Source organism: Streptomyces sp. ME02-8801-2C, from assembly GCF_033793965.1.
Classification (GTDB): Bacteria; Actinomycetota; Actinomycetes; order Streptomycetales; family Streptomycetaceae; genus Streptomyces.
Window position 1 is genome coordinate 24,746 of record NZ_JARAXP010000004.1, and the last position, 16,875, is coordinate 41,620.

The following is a 16,875-nucleotide window of genomic DNA, read 5'->3' on the forward strand; positions in this document are numbered from 1 at the left end:
CCCTCACTGCAGAAGACGGAGACGCGTGATGAGCCCCCGTACACCCGGTGCCGAACTGCCGGAGCATCCCGACTGGTTGTGGCGTACGCCTGAGCCCAAGCGGTCGTACGACGTGATCGTCGTGGGCGGTGGCGGGCACGGGCTCGCCACCGCGCACTACCTGGCGAAGAACCACGGCATCACCAATGTGGCCGTGCTGGAGAAGGGGTGGCTCGCGGGCGGCAACATGGCCCGTAACACCACGATCATCCGTTCCAACTACCTGTGGGACGAGAGCGCCGGGATCTACGAGCACTCCCTGAAGCTGTGGGAGGGTCTGGAGGAGGAGCTCGACTATCCGATCCTCTTCTCCCAGCGCGGGGTGCTGAACCTCGCGCACAGTCTCCAGGACGTCCGCGACAGTGTGCGCCGTGTGGAGGCCAACCGGCTGAACGGCGTGGACGCGGAGTGGCTCGACGCCGAGCAGGTCCAAGAGGTCTGCCCGATCGTCAACATCTCGCCGGACGTGCGCTATCCGGTGCTGGGCGGCACCTACCAGCCGCGCGCGGGCATCGCGAAGCACGACCACGTGGCGTGGGGTCTCGCGCGCTCGGCGGACGCGGCCGGCATCGACATCATCCAGAACTGCGAGGTGACCGGCCTGGACGTGGTCGGCGGCAGGGTGGTCGGCGTCCAGACCACCCTGGGTCCGATCGCGGCGGGCAAGGTCGCGCTGTGCTCGGCGGGCCACAGCTCGGTCCTGGCGGCCATGGCGGGCATCGAACTCCCGCTCCAGAGCCACCCGTTGCAGGCCCTCGTCAGCGAGCTGCTGGAGCCCGTGCACCCGACGGTCGTCATGTCCAACGCGGTGCACGTGTACGTCAGCCAGGCGCACAAGGGCGAGTTGGTGATGGGCGCGGGCATCGACTCGTACAACTCGTACACGCAGCGCGGGGCGTTCCACATCATCGAGGAGCAGATGGCGGCGGCCCTGGAGCTCTTCCCGGTGTTCGCCCGGGCGCATGTGCTGCGTACGTGGGGCGGCATCGTCGACGTGAGTCCGGACGCGTCGCCGATCGTCGGGCTGACGCCGGTGGACAACCTCTACCTCAACTGCGGCTGGGGGACCGGTGGTTTCAAGGCCACCCCGGGTGTCGGCTGGGTCTTCGCCCACACGATCGCCCACGACACACCCCACGCCCTCAACGCCCCCTTCTCGCTCGACCGTTTCACCACCGGCGCGCTCGTCGACGAGCACGGCGCGGCCGCGGTGGCCCACTAGGGATCCTCAAGGGAGCCGAACGACATGCTGCTCATCCCCTGCCCGTGGTGCGGGCCCCGCGACGAGGCCGAGTTCCACTACGGCGGCGCGGCCCATGTGCCGTACCCGGAGGACCCGTCGGCCCTGACCGACGAGGAGTGGGCCCGGTACCTGTTCTTCCGCGACAACGCGAAGGGTCCGTTCGCGGAACGCTGGTCCCACGCGGCGGGCTGCCGCCGCTGGTTCAACGCCGTACGGGACACGGGAACCAACGAGATCCTGGCGGTGTACAGGGCTGGGGAGGAGCGTCCGGTCGCAACTCCGGGGACGGCTGTGGCTGTTGCTTCCCCTGGGGTCACCCTTCAGCCCCGGCCGGCACCCTCAGCCCGTCCGGCTTTTGAGGACGAGGCCCCTTCAGGGCCGACCGGGGGCCTGGGGGCGGAGCCCCCAGAACTTTCGGGAAGGGGTGGGGTGGGGGAAGAGACCCAGCCGTTCAGACTCCCCACCCGCGGTCGAATCAACCGCGACCACCGCCTGGCCTTCACTTTCGACGGCATCGAGTACCAGGGCTACGAAGGCGACACCCTCGCCTCCGCCCTCCTCGCCAACGGCATCATCCACACCGGCACCAGCATCAAACTCGGCCGCCCCCGAGGCATCTTCTCCGCCGGCGTGGAGGAACCCAACGCCGTCATCCAGATCGAGGCCCCCTTCCCCGAGCCGATGCTCCCCGCCCCCACGGTGGAGCTGTACGACGGCCTCGCCGCGAGCAGCCTCCCCGGCCAGGGCCGCCTGGCCACCACCCCCGACCCCGCCCGCTACGACGCCGTACACGCCCACTGCGACGTACTGATCGTCGGCGCGGGCCCCGCAGGCCTCGCCGCCGCCGCGACGGCCGCCCGCACCGGCGCCCGGGTCGTCCTCGCCGACGACCGCCCGGAGCCGGGCGGCAGCCTCCTGGGCACGGCCGAACACCTCGACTGGGTGGAGTCGACCAGAAACCTCCTGGCGGCGGCACCGGACGTACGCGTCCTGCCCCGGACCACCGTCTTCGGCTACTACGACGACAACCACCTCCTCGCCGTCGAACGCCGCACCAACCACCTCGGCGCGGCGGCCCCCGAGAACGTCTCCCGGGAACGCGTCTGGCGTATCCGCGCCCGCCGGGTGGTCCTCGCCACCGGCGCCCACGAACGCTCCCTGGCCTTCGCGGACAACGACCGCCCCGGCGTGATGCTGGCCGCCTCGGCGCGTACGTACGTCAACCGGCACGGTGTCCTGCCCGGGCGGAGGGCGGTCGTGTTCACCACGAACGACAGCGCGTACGCCGCCGCCCTGGACCTGGCCGGCGCGGGCGTGGACATCGCGGCGATCGTCGACACGCGCCCCTACCCGGGGGAGTGGGCCGAACGCGCGAGGGCGGCCGGCATCGAGGTGCTGGCGGGACACGCGGTCGTCGGCACGGAAGCCAGTGCGGAAGGTGACCCGCGCTTGACCGCCGTAACGGTCGCCGTCTACGAAGGAGAGCCCACAGGAAAGCCCACCGAAGCCGGAGCAACCACAGGCAGTCGGCGCGAGTTCACCGCCGACCTCCTCCTCGTCTCCGGCGGCTGGAACCCGGTGGCCCAGTTGTTCAGCCAGGCGGGCGGCAAGCTCCGCTACGACGGCGCGCTCGGCGCCTTCGTCCCCGACACCTGCCGGCAGGCGGTGGAGGTCGCGGGCAGCGCGTCCGGCGTACTCGACCTGCCCTCGGTGCTCGCGCAGGGCGTCGGCGCGGCCTCCCGCGCACTCGAGGCGGAGGGCTACGCACCCGAGACACCCCGCCTCCCCGCCCCCGACCCCGCCGCACAGCCCCACACACCGCCCATGCACGTGTACGCCATCCCGGACGCCTCCGACACCCGCTCCTTCGTCGACCTCCAGCGCGATGTCAGCGTGGACGACCTGGCCCGCGCCACCGGCGCCGGTATGCGTTCGGTGGAGCACACGAAGCGCTACACCACGGCGGGTACAGCCAACGACCAGGGCAGGACGTCCGGTCTGCTGGCCAGCGGCATCGTCGCCGCACTCCTCGGCGTCGACATCTCGGCCCTCGGCACGACCACGTTCCGGCCGCCGTACACGCCCGTCTCCTTCGCCACCCTCGCGGGCCGCGACCGGGGTGCGCTGCACGACCCGATCCGGACGACCGCCCTGCACACCTGGCACGTCGAGCACGGCGCCCTGTTCGAGAACGTCGGCCAGTGGAAGCGCCCCTGGTACTACCCGCAGGCCGGCGAGGACATGGAGACGGCCGTCCTGCGCGAGTGCGCCGCCGCCCGCGACAGCGTGGCCTTCATGGACGCCTCCACCCTCGGCAAGATCGACGTACAGGGCCCGGACGCGGGCGTCTTCCTCGACCTGCTCTACACCAACATGATGAGCACCCTGAAGGTCGGCATGATCCGCTACGGCGCGATGTGCCGCCCGGACGGCATGATCTTCGACGACGGCACTGTCATCCGCCTCGCCCCCGACCGCTTCCTGGTCACCACGACCACGGGCAACGCCGCCGCCGTACTGGACTGGATGGAGGAGTGGTCCCAGACCGAGTGGCCGGACCTGCGCGTCCACTGCACCTCCGTCACCGAACAGTGGGCCACGGTGGCTCTGGTGGGCCCCCGCTCCCGCGAGGTACTCGGCTCCCTGGCGCCCCAACTGGCCGTGGACAACGCCGACTTCCCGTTCATGGCGTGGCGCGAGACGTCGGTCGCGGGCATCGACGCGCGCGTCTGCCGGATCAGCTTCTCCGGCGAACTGGCCTACGAGATCAACGTGTCGCCGTGGGAGGCCCGCGCCCTGTGGGAGGCGCTGTACGAGGCCGGCGCCCCGTACGGGATCACCCCCTACGGCACGGAGACCATGCACGTTCTGCGCGCCGAGAAGGGTTACCCGATCATCGGCCAGGACACGGACGGCACCGTCACCCCGCAGGACCTCGGTATGAGCTGGGTGGTGTCGAAGAAGAAGCCCGACTTCATCGGGAAGCGGTCGTACGCCCGTGCCGACGCCGTCCGTCCCGACCGCAAGCACCTGGTCGGCCTGCTCCCGGACGACCCGGGCGCGTTCCTCCCCGAGGGCACCCAGCTGGTCGCCGACAGCGTGCTGCCCGCGCCGCCCGTCCCGATGCTCGGCCATGTCACCTCCAGCTACCGCAGCGCCGCCCTGGGCCGGACCTTCGCGCTCGCCCTCATCAAGGGCGGCCGGGAACGCGTCGGCGAGCGGCTGTACGCGCCCGTGGGTGACCGGCTGGTCCCGGTGACCGTCGCGAGTCCCGTCCTCTACGACCCCGAGGGAGCCCGCCGAGATGGCTGACACCACCACCCTGAGCGCCACCCGGCCCTCCTCCTTGTCCTCCCCGTCCCCCGTCTCCCCCCTCTCGGACGCGGCCGGCCGCCTGGCCGCCGCCACCCGCACCTCCCGGGGTGCGGTCCGACTGGCCGAACTCCCCTTCCTGGCCCAGCTCAATGTGCGCCTCGACGCCAAGGGCGCGGCGGCGGACGCGGTCGGCCTCGCCCTCGACCTTCAGCTGCCCCTCGCGCCCAACACCGTCGTACGCGCGGGGGAGTTGGTCGTTCTGTGGCTCGGCCCCGACGAGTGGCTGCTCGTGGGCCCGCCCGGCAGCGAACGGGAACTGGAGAGCCGTATCAGGGACGCGGCGGGAGGGGAACCGGTCTCCGTGACCGACGTCTCCGCCCAGCGGACCACGCTGCTCGTCTCGGGCCCCCGAGCCCGCGACCTGCTGGCCCACGGCTGCCCACTGGACCTGCACCCCCGCGCCTTCGGCGCCGGCCGCTGCGCCCAGACGACCCTGGGCCGCACCCAGGTGGTCGTGGTCGCCCGGGACGAACCCCGGGCCGGCTTCTGGGTGCTGGTCCGCTCCTCCTTCGCGGGCTATCTGACGGGCTGGCTGCTGGACGCGGCTACGGAGTACATGGCCTGAGCCGATCTGAGGCCCCGAGAACCTGAGGGCGTGGGCGGCTCCGGAGTCGGGTGCCCCCTGGTGGGAGGTCGGATACGGGCGGGTGCGCTTGGTGCGGGCGAGCGGGGTGCGCCGGGATATGGACGTCCGGGTTGGCCCTGCCCTAGGGTGCATGAGGTGTAGCAAGCGCTTTCTGGCCTGCCTCATGTCACCGTCCGCACTCATACGCTCAGCTCCTTGACCGGCTGTGCGAAGAGCCGACGCGGGACCTGGGCGGAGAAGGAGCGTCTCGTGCCCCACCGCGAACCCCAGGACCGCTCGGCGCCACAGCCCCAGGCGCCGACCCCCTCGCAGCCCTGGACCCGCAAGTCCTTCCTGCGGGGCATGGCCGCCGCCGGAGTGACCCCGCTGCTCCTCGGGCCGCTCTCCGAGACCGCCCACGCCGCGTCCTCCACCCGGGCGGACCGGACTGGCGGCGCCGAATTCCCCCTGGTCCGGGGCGGATTTGCCACCGACGTCCATGTGGACGCCGGCGACGACCCCGCCGTGATCCGCGCGGCCGGGGACCTCCTGGCCGACATCGAGCGGGTCGGCGGTGTACGGCCGGGGCTCCTGCACACCGCCCCTGAAAAGGCTGCGCACCTCGTCCTCGTCGGCACCATCGGGGCGAGCCCTGTCATCGACCGGCTCATCGACGAAGGGCGCCTGAACGTCTCCCGGATCAAGGGGAGTACGGAAGCCTCGGTCACCCAGGTGGTCGACCGTCCGCTGCCCGGCGTCGAGCGGGCCCTGGTCATCGCGGGCAGCGACCGGCGCGGCACGATCTACGGGATCTACGACACCTCGGAACGCATCGGCGTCTCCCCCTGGTACTGGTGGGCCGACGTACCCGTCGAGCGCCGCGACGAGGTGACCGTCCCCGCATGCCCCTTCACGCGGCACGAGCCCTCCGTCCGCTACCGGGGCATCTTCATCAATGACGAGCAGAACCTGACCACTTGGTCCCACCGCACCCAGGAGCGGGACAAGAACATCGGCCCCGAGACCTACAAGCGCGTCTTCGAGCTGCTCCTGCGTCTCAAGGCCAACTACCTCTGGCCGGCCATGCATCCGTACTCCGACTTCTTCAACAAGCACCGCGAGAACCCCGAACTCGCCGAGCACTACGGCATAGTCGTCGGCTCCAGTCACCCCGAGGCCCTGCTCCGCAACGGCGTCCACGAATGGGACCCGTGGGCGGCCGAGCACCGCAACCCCGACGGCAGCCTGCCGGTGTACGACTACACGGTGAACCCCGGTGTCATCTCGGAGTACTGGAGAGCCCGCGCCCGTCAGAACGCCACCTACGAGAGCAGCTGGACGCTCGGCATGCGCGGCCTGCACGACAGCGCGCTGGAGACGAAGAACGCCACCACGATCCCCGAGAAGGTCGTGGTGATGAACGACATCATCACCGACCAGCGCCGCATCCTGACCGAGGAGGTCGGCGGGGCCGCCGAGCCGCAGATCTTCATCCCGTACAAGGAGGTGCTGGACCTCTACAACGCGGGCGTCCAGGTGCCCGACGACGTCACCCTCATCTGGCCGGACGACAACCACGGCAACATGCGCCAACTGCCGAACGACGCGGAGCGGCGGCGCGCGGGCGGCAACGGCATCTACTACCACCTCTCCTACTGGGGCCGTCCGAAGAGCTATCTGTGGCTGGACACCACCCAACCGGCCAAGGTCTGGCAGGAGTTGCGCCGGGTGTACGAGCACGGCGCCGACCGTATGTGGATCTTCAATGTGGGGGACCTCAAGTCGATCGAGAACGGGCTGTCCTTCGCCATGGACATCGCCTGGGACGTGAACCGGTGGGACGCCGACGACACCGGGGGATTCCTGGTCGAGTGGGCCGGCCGGCAGTTCGGGCGCCGGCACGGCCGCGAGATCGCCGCGATCCGCACCGAGTACCACCGCCTCGCGGCGGAACTGCGCCCGGAGTTCATCGCACCGGGTCTCGTCTCGGTGGTTCACCACGGCGACGAAGGGGGCCGCCGGATGGCCGCCTACGAGCAACTGCTCGAACGGGCCCGCACCTTGGGCGCCAAGCTGCCCGAGGCCTACCGGGACGCCTACTTCGAGCTGGTCGAATACCCGGTGCACGGCGCCTACTTGATGAACCTGAAGTACTACTGGGCGGACCGCAACGCGCTCGCCCGCCGCCAGGGACGCGGCGCCGGGACCAACCGCTTCGCCGACCTCGCCGAGGCGGCCCACGCCACCGAGGCGGCGCTCACCAAGCGGTACAACACCGAGGTGGCGGGCGGAAAATGGGACGGGATCGTCAACCCGTACCCCTCGCAGATCCCGAAGGCACCGGGCCGCCCGGCCGTCACCAGGGTCGCCCGCCAGGAGACGTCGGGCCTGGGCGTGGCGTCCGAGGGCAACGAGGCGGGGACGGCCCGTCCGCTGTCCTTCTTCTCCGGCACTCGGGACCGCCGCTTCATGGATGTCTTCAACACCGGTTTCCTGGCGGTGGGTTGGACCGCCGAGGTCTCTCATCCCTGGGTGCGGCTCAGCGAGTCGGGTGGCTCGCTCACCGACCAGGTCCGGGTGTGGGTGGAGATCGACTGGGACCGGGTGCCCGAGGGGACGTACGACGCGACGGTCACCGTGAGCGGGGGCGACGCCGGGCAGCGGGTCGACGTATCGCTGAAGGTGCGCAACGACGGTGAACGGGCGTTGCGCGGACGGGGGTTCGTCGAGGCGCACGGGTACGTCTCGATCGACGCCGCGCACACCGACCGCCGGGTGGCGCGTGGCGGGGCCCGCTGGCGGACCGTGCGCGGGCTGGGTCGTCGTAGCGGCGCGGTGGAGGCGGTGCCGTCGACGGCGGAATCGTTCACGGCCGACTTCGCAGACCGGGCACCGGAGTTGAGGTACCGGGTGCGTTTCAGCAGCAGCGGTACCTTCCCGGTCACCGTCTTCCGGCTGCCGTCGCTCGACGAGCGGGGACGGCGACGGGTGGGGGTGTCGCTCGACGACCAGCCGGTGACGGTCCTGTCGGGCCAGTCCGTCGCCACCGGCAACCGGGGTGACGCCTGGGCCCGCAATGTGGAGGACGGTGTCGAGCGGCTGACCACGACATTGACGGTCACCTCACCCGGCGAGCACGAGCTGCGGCTGTTCATGGTCGACGCGGCGATCGCCGTGGACCAGATCGTCATCGACACGGGCGGCCTGCCGGTCAGCTATCTGGCTCCGCCGGAGAGCTTCCACCCGGTGTTCAACCCGGGGCCGCGAGGGGAGTAGTCGGGCCCTGGGGACGGGGTACATCGGATCTATCTTCGGCCGGACGTGAATATTGACGCGCTTCTGGTCTAGTCCTACGCTCCATCGGGAGATAGGTCCGATGAATCGCCGATCCCTGTGAAAGGTCGATTTGGCATGCCCATGACTCCATCGCGACGTACGGTTCTGACAGCCGGAGGCTTACTCGCCGCGGGCGCCGTCTGCTCGACGGCCTCCGCGTCTCCCGCCGCCGCGGCTCCCACCGCGTCCCCAACGGACGGCTGGACCCGAACGACGTTCACGTACAGCATGCACAAGCCCTGGAACCTTGACCTGAGCGACCGGTACAGCGACAGCGGCGGTGTCCGTCGCCTGTGGGTGTACGACACCGACGAGCCCCTGTCGCAGGGCAGTTCCACCGATCCGCGTACGGAGATGCGCTGGAAGCAGGAGTACACCTCCGGCCGGCACATGTGGGACGCCGACGTGTACCTCCCGTCGGGCACCAACGGCGCGACCTTCGCGCAGATCCTCCGCGTGATCCACCCCGAGGGCACCCCGGCCACCGACTTCATGCTCAACGTCTACAACGCGAACGGCGGAACGGTACGGGCGTTCGACCGCACGGTCCTGAAGACCGGCGCGTACGACACGTGGTTCAACGTCAAACTCGCGCACGACGCCTCGGCCGGCAGCGTCAAGGTCTACCTCGACGACACGCTGGTGCTGACCGCCCAGGACCGGGGCCCCGCCACCCGGCACTTCAAGAACGGCGTCTACCACCACGGCACCGGCCGGGCCGAGGCCCGCTTCCGCAACATCACCTACTGGACCCGGTGAGCCGGCCGTGCGCAGACGAACGGCACTCACCGCGCTCGGCGGTCTCGGCGGACTCGGCCTCGCCGGTGCCACCGCCGCGATCCTGCCGGGACAGGCCCGGGCGGCCGACGAGGTCCAGTTCCAGAACCGGGGCAGCGTCGAGGGCTGGGACCACGCCTACACGCAGAAGGACGGTGTCATCGAGACCGTCGACTCGCCCACGTACAAGGGCGCGCACGCGCTCGCGGCGACCCAGACGTACATCGACGAGACCGGCGGCTATCGAACACTTGCCCAGTGCTCAATCCTTCAGGGTGGAGGTGAAGGGCACCCTGTCCATTGCGGCCCGGAGGGCCACAGTGGCATGGCTAAGATCGCCTCATCCGACGACGAAGTTGTCGGATCTACCGCCGGACGGGCGGGAAGTGACGCCTGTGGAGGCCCCTGTAAGACCGAGCTCCCCGGAGACCGGCAAGGGCCAGTGAAGCAGGAACCCAAGGTGGTACCGCGACGCGGTACGGACCGGAATCTCCTGCCCTCGGGCAAGAGAGGGCGTCAACACTCGGAGGTGATCCGGCGCGGCGCGCAGAGCGTCGGCCGGGGCGTCTTCGAGGTGTGGCTGAACGGCACGAGGACGGTGAGCCGGACCGGCATCACCGTACTGCCCTCCACCTCCCGGACGATCCGCTGGTCCAACGGGATCTACTGCACCGCCTGGCGCGAGGGGAAGCCCAGCGGCCCCCGGACGCTGACGATCCTGCACGACAGCCACCGGATCGCCTCGACCTACGCCCTGGCCGAACCGGCCAACTGGTCCTGACTCCGCCGATCCCTTCGGCCGGATTTTTCCTCGCCCCCGCCGCCCTTACCCGTCCCATCCCTGGGGGCTGCGCCCCCAGACCCCCGCTTTCGCGCTGAACGCGCTCGTCCTCAAACGCCGGACGGGCTGGTAGTCCCTCCCGTATCCCCGCCTTCTGGAGGCACCCGTATGACCTCTCGCAGAGCAGTGCTCGGCACGGCGCTGGGCGGTACGACGCTTGCCGCCCTGCCCGCGGTCGCCCAGGCCGCCGCCGCCGGTCCGGCAGTCGACGCCACCGCCACCGCACCCCGTCCCTGGAAGCTCCGCAACCGTATGGACTCGGGCGACGCCTGGAGCAAGTTCCTGCGCGAACAGGACCTGTTGTGGCGCAGGATGCCCACGCTGTGGCACGAGGGCCCGTTCCTCGGGGACGGCCGACTGGGCAGCATGGTCTACCGGGAACCGGGCGTGAACGCCGTCCGCTTCACCGTCCAGCACGGCGAAGTCCAGGACCACCGACCGGAGTTGGGCAGCGGCTGGGGCACCTGCCGGCTCCCCGTGGGGCATCTGACCCTGGACCCGGTCGGCACCATCACCGGGGTGAACTGGCGCCTGAGCCTGTGGAACGCCGAACTGACCGGCACGATCACCACGGACAAGGGCACCCTGACCCTCGCCGCCCTCAGCCGCGACGGCGTCCTCGCCGCACGCGTCACGGCGGACGGCGACGAGGAGGTCCACTGGACGTTCCACCCGGAGGAGGCGATCAGCCCCCGCAAGATCAGCGAGGCCCCGCCGACGGACTACGTCACCAACCCGCCGTGGACGACCCTGACCACCGGCGACATCGAACAGGTACTCCAGCCCCTGACCGGCGGCGGACAGACCGCGACCGCGTACCGGCACTCGGGCGACACCCTCGTCCTCACCGTCGCCCACAGCCACCCGTCGAACACGCGGGCGGCCGAGGCGTCGCTGAAGAAGATCCAGAAGGTCCAGAAGACCGGCTCGTACGCGGCTCTGCGCGGCCCCCACACCCGCGCCTGGCACGCCTTCTACCGCAAGAGCTTCGTGTCGATCCCCGACGAGCGGCTGCAGAGCTTCCACTGGATCCAGCTCTACAAGGTCGCGTCGGCGAGCGTCGCGGGCGGCCCGCCGATGGCCACCTGCGGCCCCTGGCTCGAGCCCACGCCCTGGCCGGCGGTGTGGTGGAACCTCAACATCCAGCTGGAGTACTGGCTCATCCACGGCTCCAACCACCTGGAACTCGACTCGCTTGCCACCACAGTCCGCCAGAACCAGGAACAACTGACCGCGAACGTGCCCGCCGCCTACCGCTCGGACAGCGCCGGGGTGGGCCGCAGCTCCGACATGTTCGCCAACCGGACCGTCGGCAGGCCCGGTACCGGCGCCGAGGTGGGCGATCTGACCTGGGCCCTGCACAACGTGTGGCTGAGCTACCGCCACACGATGGACGACAGGTTGCTGCGGGACACCGTCTTCCCCCTGCTCCGCCGGGCGGTCAACTACTACCTGCACTTCCTCCAGCCCGGTGACGACGGCAAGCTGCACCTCCCGTCGACCCTCTCCCCGGAGTACCCGGTGGTCCCGCCGCAGGACACCAACTACGATCTGGCGCTGATCCGTTGGGGCTGCACCACCCTCCTGGAGTCGGCGCGGCGGCTGGGCGTCGACGACCCGCTCGTCCCCCGCTGGCAGGAGACCCTGGCCAAGCTGACGCCGTACCCGGTGGACGCCAACGGGTTCATGATCGGCGCGGACACCCCGTACGCCCAGTCCCACCGCCACTACTCCCACCTGCTGATGGTGTATCCGCTGTACCTGGTCAACTGGGACCAGCCCGAGCAGCGTGAGCTGATCGAGAAGTCGGTCGTCCACTGGCACGCGCTGACCGGCGCCCACCGCGGCTACAGCTACACGGGCGCCGCGTCGCTGTACGCGATGATGGGCCGCGGCGACACCTCACTGACGTACCTGAAGAAGTTCTTCGACCCCACCACGCGCTACCCGTGCCGCGCCAACACCCACTACACGGAGGCCGGCCCGGTCATCGAGACCCCGCTGTCGGCCTCACAGTCCCTGCACGACATGCTCTGCCAGAGCTGGGGCGGCGTCGTACGGGTGTTCCCGGCCGTCCCGTCCGCCTGGCAGGACGTCACCCTGCACGACTTCCGCACGCAGGGCGCGTTCCTGGTCAGCGCGGCTCGCAAGGGCGGCACCACCCGGTTCATCCGGATACGCAGTCTGGCCGGCGAACCGCTGCGTCTGCGGCACGACCTGACAGGTGGTCAGGTGCGCGCGGTACTGGACGACGGCACCCCGGCCCGCACACGCACCTCGACGGACGGCACCCTCACGATCGAGCTGGCCAAGGGCCGTGAGGTCCTGCTGTACGCGGGGGAGCGGCCCGACCTCGTGATCGAGCCGGTGGCGCCGGGGGAGCGGGGGGCGGCCTGGGGACTGCCGCAGCCGTAGTCGGCCCCACGGATGCCGCAGGCCCTGCCCGGACGGTGTCGGGCAGGGCCTGCGGGCAGGTCGCGTATGACGCGGGGACGGTCAGGTGGACCAGATCACGGTGCCCTTGTCCACGATGACCACCTTGGTGTCGGACCGCAGGATCAGTTTGGCGCCCGGGTGCCCCTGGGTCTGGGAGGCCCAGACGGGCCGGTTGTCGCCGTTGTAGACGACGAGGTTGCCGTCCTCCTGGAAGATCGTCCGGTGGTTCTTTCCGAACATCATGGACGCCCACCGCGCCTTGTTGTTCTCGTCGTAGACGACCAGGTTGCCGTCCTCCTGCTGGACCAGCCTGATCCGGTTGGTGGTCCAGGACTCACCGACGGAGATCGTGCTGGGAGCGGAGACGGACGTCTGCGTCCACACGGGAGCCTTGGGCGGGTCCGGCTTCGGGGTCGGCTTGCTCGCCGGCTGGGGCTTGGGAGCCTTGGCCGTCGACGGCTTCTCGGCGGTCTGCGGGGGCTTGGCCCGCGGCTCCTGTGGTTTCTGCGGTTTCGGCGGTGCGGCGGCCGGAGAGCGCGGCGGGGCCGAGGTCTTGGACACCTTGGGGCTCGGGGGTGCGGTGGGCCGCTCGGTGGCGTAGTCGTCCGGCGACTCGCTCGCGGCGTCCATGCCCAGAATCGTGTCGGAGTCGTCCCGCTGGGACGCGCTCTGTACGGTGTCCGACTTCTTGCCGTCGTCCTTCCCGCCCGACATCAGCAGGAAGGGTACGGCGATCAGTACGGCCCCGACGATGGCCGCCGCGGCCAGCATCGGCTTCTTCGGCCGCCCCACATGCGCCGCGTGGGTGTCGCTCTCGGGCGGCGCCCCACCCGCTGCCGCCGCGACGGCGACGGGCATCGCACCCTCGGGATCCTGACCGCGCGCGCCCGTCGCGGCGGCGGCGCCCTCTTCTGCGGAGGCGGCACCGCTCACGGTGGTCGTCGCCTCCGGCTGGGTCGCGGAGGTGCCGGAGGTGGCGGACGCGGACCGCTCGGAGACGGTGGAGGTGGGGCGTTCCGGGGCCGTCGAGGGGGCGTTGGCCGTGGTGCGTTCCGGGTCGGCGGATGCGGCCCGCTGCTCCGGGGCGACGGCGGGTCGGCCGCCCGGGGTCAGCGCGCCCTCAGGGGGCTCCGCCGAGGCCGACAGGGCGACCGCGACCCGTACCCGTGGTGAACCGTTCGCGGTTCCGGGTGCCGTCCCGTCGCCCTCGTTTCGTGCGCCCATCCAGTCGTTTCCTCTCATCAGGACAAGTCGTCCATGGTCAGTACTCGCCGACCGGCCCCGAGCAGCGTTCGGGCCACTCCTCCGGGTCCGGTGACGTGCGGTCCTTCAGGGCGTGCCGGAGCCGTTCGAGGGCCGTGTGGTCGGCGTCCTCCAGCACTCCGGACGTCGTGGTCAGGTCGGGGAGCTGGCGGAGCAGCACCAGCGGGGTGGCGCCCTCGGTTCCTACGTCGAGGACGTCGAGGACCCTGAAGGGGGTGCCGGGGGTGAAGACGATCTCCTCACCGGAGTCCAGCAGTTGCCGTACCCGGCGGCCGGTGATCGACCAGATCGCGTAGGCCACGCCCGCCACCCGGTCCTTCCCGGCCGGGTCCAGCGGCAGCCCGCTCAACGGCGCGGGGTCCCGCAGTACCGCCCCCGGCCGCAGCTCACCGTGGCTCGGGGTGCCGCCGGGACCGCGCAACACCGCGCCACGGTACGAGGGCAGCCGTCCGAGTCCGGAGGCCAGACAGGCGGCGTACGGCAGCAGCCGGGGCTCCCCGTCCCGTAGCGACCGCGTCAACTCCCGGTGGTTCAAGGGTGCTTCGCCGCCCTGGAGGTACATCCGCACGGCGATCAGATCGGCGCGGGCGGCCTCCTGGGCGGCCCCGCGCAACGTCGGCATCCCGGCGAGGGCCCGGTTCACCGCCGCGCTGTGCCGCTCCCAGGCGGCGTCCGCCAGCACCCGGAACGAACGCCGTTCCTCCTCGGTGCTCTGGTGCCGGGGCGACACCGCCCCGGCGGGCAGCGGGCGCCCGGCCGCCGGGGACGGTGAGGGAGGGGAAGGGCTGGGCTCGGGGGAGGGGGAGGAGACGGGGCGGCGGGCAGGGGGTGGCGTCGGGTTGTCGGGTTGGGGGTCGGGGCGGGGGTCGGGGATGCCGCCGGCGGTGCCGCTGCCGGACGTGGGGCTCGGTGTCGGAGCGGCAGGGCGCGCGCCCGGGTCCGCCGCTGAGGTGGGTATGGGGGGCTGGCCGCCGGATTGGCTCTGCTCTGGTTCCGGCTGCTTCGGATCCAGGTGTGCGGTGGGGGACGTCGTGGGTGCGCGGTTCGGCTGAGGGGCGGGGGCGTTGCTCGCGGTGGGGAGCGTGGGGGGCGTGGGTGGCGGGGTCGGTGCAACTGGGGCCGCTGGCGCGGGAGTTGTCGAGGCCTGGGTCGCGGGTTGCGGGGCGGCAGGGTGGTCCGGGGCCGCGGGTGTACTCGTCGTACGGGCCTGGGCGTTGTCGCCGGTGGTGGACGCGACGCGGGCGCCGCGCGGCGCGGTCGGCGGGGTCTGACGCGGGGTCGGTGGGGCGGCAGGGGTGCTTGCCGCCCCTGCGGTTGCCGTCCCTGAAGTTGCCGTCCCCGGGCTCGGCGCCGCTGCGGGGGCTGTCAGGGGACGGCCCTCGGGTTCCGTCCGCTCGGGTTGCCGGGGTGTCGCAGGCAAGGGCCCGCCCGTTGTTGCCGGGCGGGGGGCCGGTGGCGTCGGCTCCGGGTGGGTCGGGGCTTCGGGTTGTGGTGCTCGGCGGGGTGTCTGGGGCTTGACGAAACGGATCATGCGGAGGCCCTGGTCGGCGGCCAGTCCACGCAACGCTCGGCCGCCGTCGAGCGGGGTGGCGTGCACATGGAGCGCGGAGCGCTCGCGCAGGGCGGGGGCGAGGGTCTCGAGGAGACGGGACAGGACCGGCCACAGCGAGGAGTCGAGCCGCTCGCCGGGGCGGCCGATCTCGATCACCGGACCGTCGCCGCTCACCGGATGCACACTGTTCGGCGGCGGAGCGCCGTCACGCGCCCCCACCCACAGCCCCGCCCTCGTCGCCGTCGCCTGCCACTCCTCGGAGAGCCGGACCACCCCGTCCTCCGCACCGCCGATCTCCTCCAGGGACGGAGCCCAGTGCAGCAGCCCCGGCGGCGGAGGGTTGTCGGCGTCCCCGGAGGGCGGGCACACCACGGCGTCCACGAACGGCACCCACACCGGCCCCCCGTCCGCACCGACCAGCACGGAACGGACACCGTACGAACCCAGCGGGCGTTCGGCGGCGAACAACGGCAGCCCGGTGGTGACCTCGACCTCCGCCTTCAGCATCCAGGCCACCGACTGGCCGAGCCGCAGCACATCGCGCCGCCCGCCCGGGGCGAGCCGGACCCGGGACCGTACCTCGGCCGGGAGGGTGATGAGGAGTTCGGCGACCTCGGACGCCGCGACGTCCTCGCCCCACGGCACGCCGACGACCACTGCGGGACGCTTGTTGTCGACCGGAATCGCGTGGAACACGTCTCCGGGCCTGGACGCGGTCGCCTCCGCCGGACGGATCAGCAGGCCCGCGGGGATCCGGTCCACCACGCAGCCGTCCGCCATCCGGGCGGGCGCCCGCTGCACGCCCGTCTGCCACTCGGGGGCAGGCGTGCGCGGGCCGAGCAGCTCAGGCTGCTCCCCGGGCGCGAACCGCCACCAGCCGCCGTCACCGGGAGGTACGAACACCGAGCCGCCCGGCACCACAAGTACCTGCCCGTCGGGAGCCTCGACTACCAGTTCCCAGGCGTCCGCGATACGACGGGCCAGGGCGGGCCGCTCCGGGCGGTCGTCCCCGGCACCGGCCATCACCAGCCGTACGGAGCGGGTGCCCTCCGCGTGCAGGGTGTCGAGCAACTCGCTCAGGCGCGGCCACAGCGCCCCCGCCGCGCCTTCCGGCACGGTGGCGACGATCGTGACGGTGCCGCTCTCCGGGTGCAGCGTGTGGGCCAGGTCGGCGATGTCGGCGGGGTCCAGGGTCTCGTCCGAGGCGGGGCGCAGGAGGAACAGGCCGTCGTGGTCCTCGACAAGGACTCGCTCGGCAGGCTCGCCCGCCCCCGTGACTGCGCCCGCGCCGGGCGGTGACACCCGTCCCGGGTCCGCCGTCGGGCGGCCACCTCTGCGCCGGCCGAGGGCGCCGCCCCAGCGGCTCACGCCCGGCTCCCGTCGACCGAGGCGGGCACGGCACGCTTCCGCGCGCCGGTCGCCATGGCAAGTCCACCGGAAGACAAGAC

The 16,875-nt window shown here is 71.6% G+C and carries 9 protein-coding genes; 7 read left to right on the plus strand and 2 right to left on the minus strand.

What is annotated here, in order from left to right; translation table 11 throughout:
* Positions 1 to 28: 28 nt before the first annotated feature.
* The 7 genes from PV396_RS13570 (at position 29) to PV396_RS13600 (ending at position 12,591) form a co-directional block, all read left to right on the plus strand.
* Positions 29 to 1,261, plus strand: a complete 1,233-nt coding sequence (locus PV396_RS13570) for a sarcosine oxidase subunit beta family protein (RefSeq protein WP_319204178.1) — start codon at positions 29 to 31, stop codon at positions 1,259 to 1,261.
* A 24-nt stretch (positions 1,262 to 1,285) separates the two neighbouring features.
* Entirely contained in the window at positions 1,286 to 4,594 is a 3,309-nt protein-coding gene (locus PV396_RS13575; RefSeq protein WP_319204180.1) for a sarcosine oxidase subunit delta family protein, read from the plus strand.
* Positions 4,587 to 5,222: a sarcosine oxidase subunit gamma gene (locus tag PV396_RS13580; RefSeq protein ID WP_319204183.1), complete on the plus strand. Its 636-nt coding sequence runs from the start codon at positions 4,587 to 4,589 to the stop codon at positions 5,220 to 5,222. The genes PV396_RS13575 and PV396_RS13580 overlap by 8 nt, the downstream gene beginning before the upstream one ends.
* Before the next feature lie 363 nt (positions 5,223 to 5,585).
* The gene (locus PV396_RS13585; RefSeq protein ID WP_319205496.1) at positions 5,586 to 8,498 is read left to right on the plus strand and encodes a glycosyl hydrolase 115 family protein; all 2,913 of its coding nucleotides are present in this window, start codon (positions 5,586 to 5,588) and stop codon (positions 8,496 to 8,498) included.
* 135 nt (positions 8,499 to 8,633) lie between these two features.
* Entirely contained in the window at positions 8,634 to 9,317 is a 684-nt protein-coding gene (locus PV396_RS13590) for a polysaccharide lyase family 7 protein (protein WP_319204185.1), read from the plus strand.
* 7 nt (positions 9,318 to 9,324) lie between these two features.
* Positions 9,325 to 10,116, plus strand: a complete 792-nt coding sequence (locus PV396_RS13595) for a translation initiation factor IF-2 (RefSeq protein ID WP_319204187.1) — start codon at positions 9,325 to 9,327, stop codon at positions 10,114 to 10,116.
* Between the two features lie 168 nt (positions 10,117 to 10,284).
* The gene (locus PV396_RS13600) at positions 10,285 to 12,591 is read left to right on the plus strand and encodes a glycosyl hydrolase family 95 catalytic domain-containing protein (RefSeq protein ID WP_319204189.1); all 2,307 of its coding nucleotides are present in this window, start codon (positions 10,285 to 10,287) and stop codon (positions 12,589 to 12,591) included.
* 81 nt (positions 12,592 to 12,672) lie between these two features.
* On the opposite strand, the gene PV396_RS13605 is transcribed toward PV396_RS13600, so the two are convergent.
* Both PV396_RS13605 and PV396_RS13610 read right to left on the minus strand, forming a co-directional pair.
* On the minus strand, positions 12,673 to 13,836 hold the full coding sequence (locus tag PV396_RS13605; RefSeq protein ID WP_319204191.1) for a mannose-binding protein: 1,164 nt from the start codon (positions 13,834 to 13,836) through the stop codon (positions 12,673 to 12,675).
* 37 nt (positions 13,837 to 13,873) lie between these two features.
* Positions 13,874 to 16,795, minus strand: a complete 2,922-nt coding sequence (locus tag PV396_RS13610; RefSeq protein ID WP_319204193.1) for a hypothetical protein — start codon at positions 16,793 to 16,795, stop codon at positions 13,874 to 13,876.
* Positions 16,796 to 16,875: the final 80 nt, after the last annotated feature.

What these genes read in the sequence shown, in the direction of transcription:
- PV396_RS13570 (WP_319204178.1), top strand. Translation starts at nt 29, where the DNA reads ATGAGCCCCCGTACACCCGGTGCCGAACTGCCGGAGCATCCCGACTGG.
- PV396_RS13575 (WP_319204180.1), top strand. Translation starts at nt 1,286, where the DNA reads ATGCTGCTCATCCCCTGCCCGTGGTGCGGGCCCCGCGACGAGGCCGAG.
- PV396_RS13580 (WP_319204183.1), top strand. Translation starts at nt 4,587, where the DNA reads ATGGCTGACACCACCACCCTGAGCGCCACCCGGCCCTCCTCCTTGTCC.
- PV396_RS13585 (WP_319205496.1), top strand. Translation starts at nt 5,586, where the DNA reads ATGGCCGCCGCCGGAGTGACCCCGCTGCTCCTCGGGCCGCTCTCCGAG.
- PV396_RS13590 (WP_319204185.1), top strand. Translation starts at nt 8,634, where the DNA reads ATGCCCATGACTCCATCGCGACGTACGGTTCTGACAGCCGGAGGCTTA.
- PV396_RS13600 (WP_319204189.1), top strand. Translation starts at nt 10,285, where the DNA reads ATGACCTCTCGCAGAGCAGTGCTCGGCACGGCGCTGGGCGGTACGACG.
- PV396_RS13605 (WP_319204191.1), bottom strand. Translation starts at nt 13,836, where the DNA reads ATGGGCGCACGAAACGAGGGCGACGGGACGGCACCCGGAACCGCGAAC.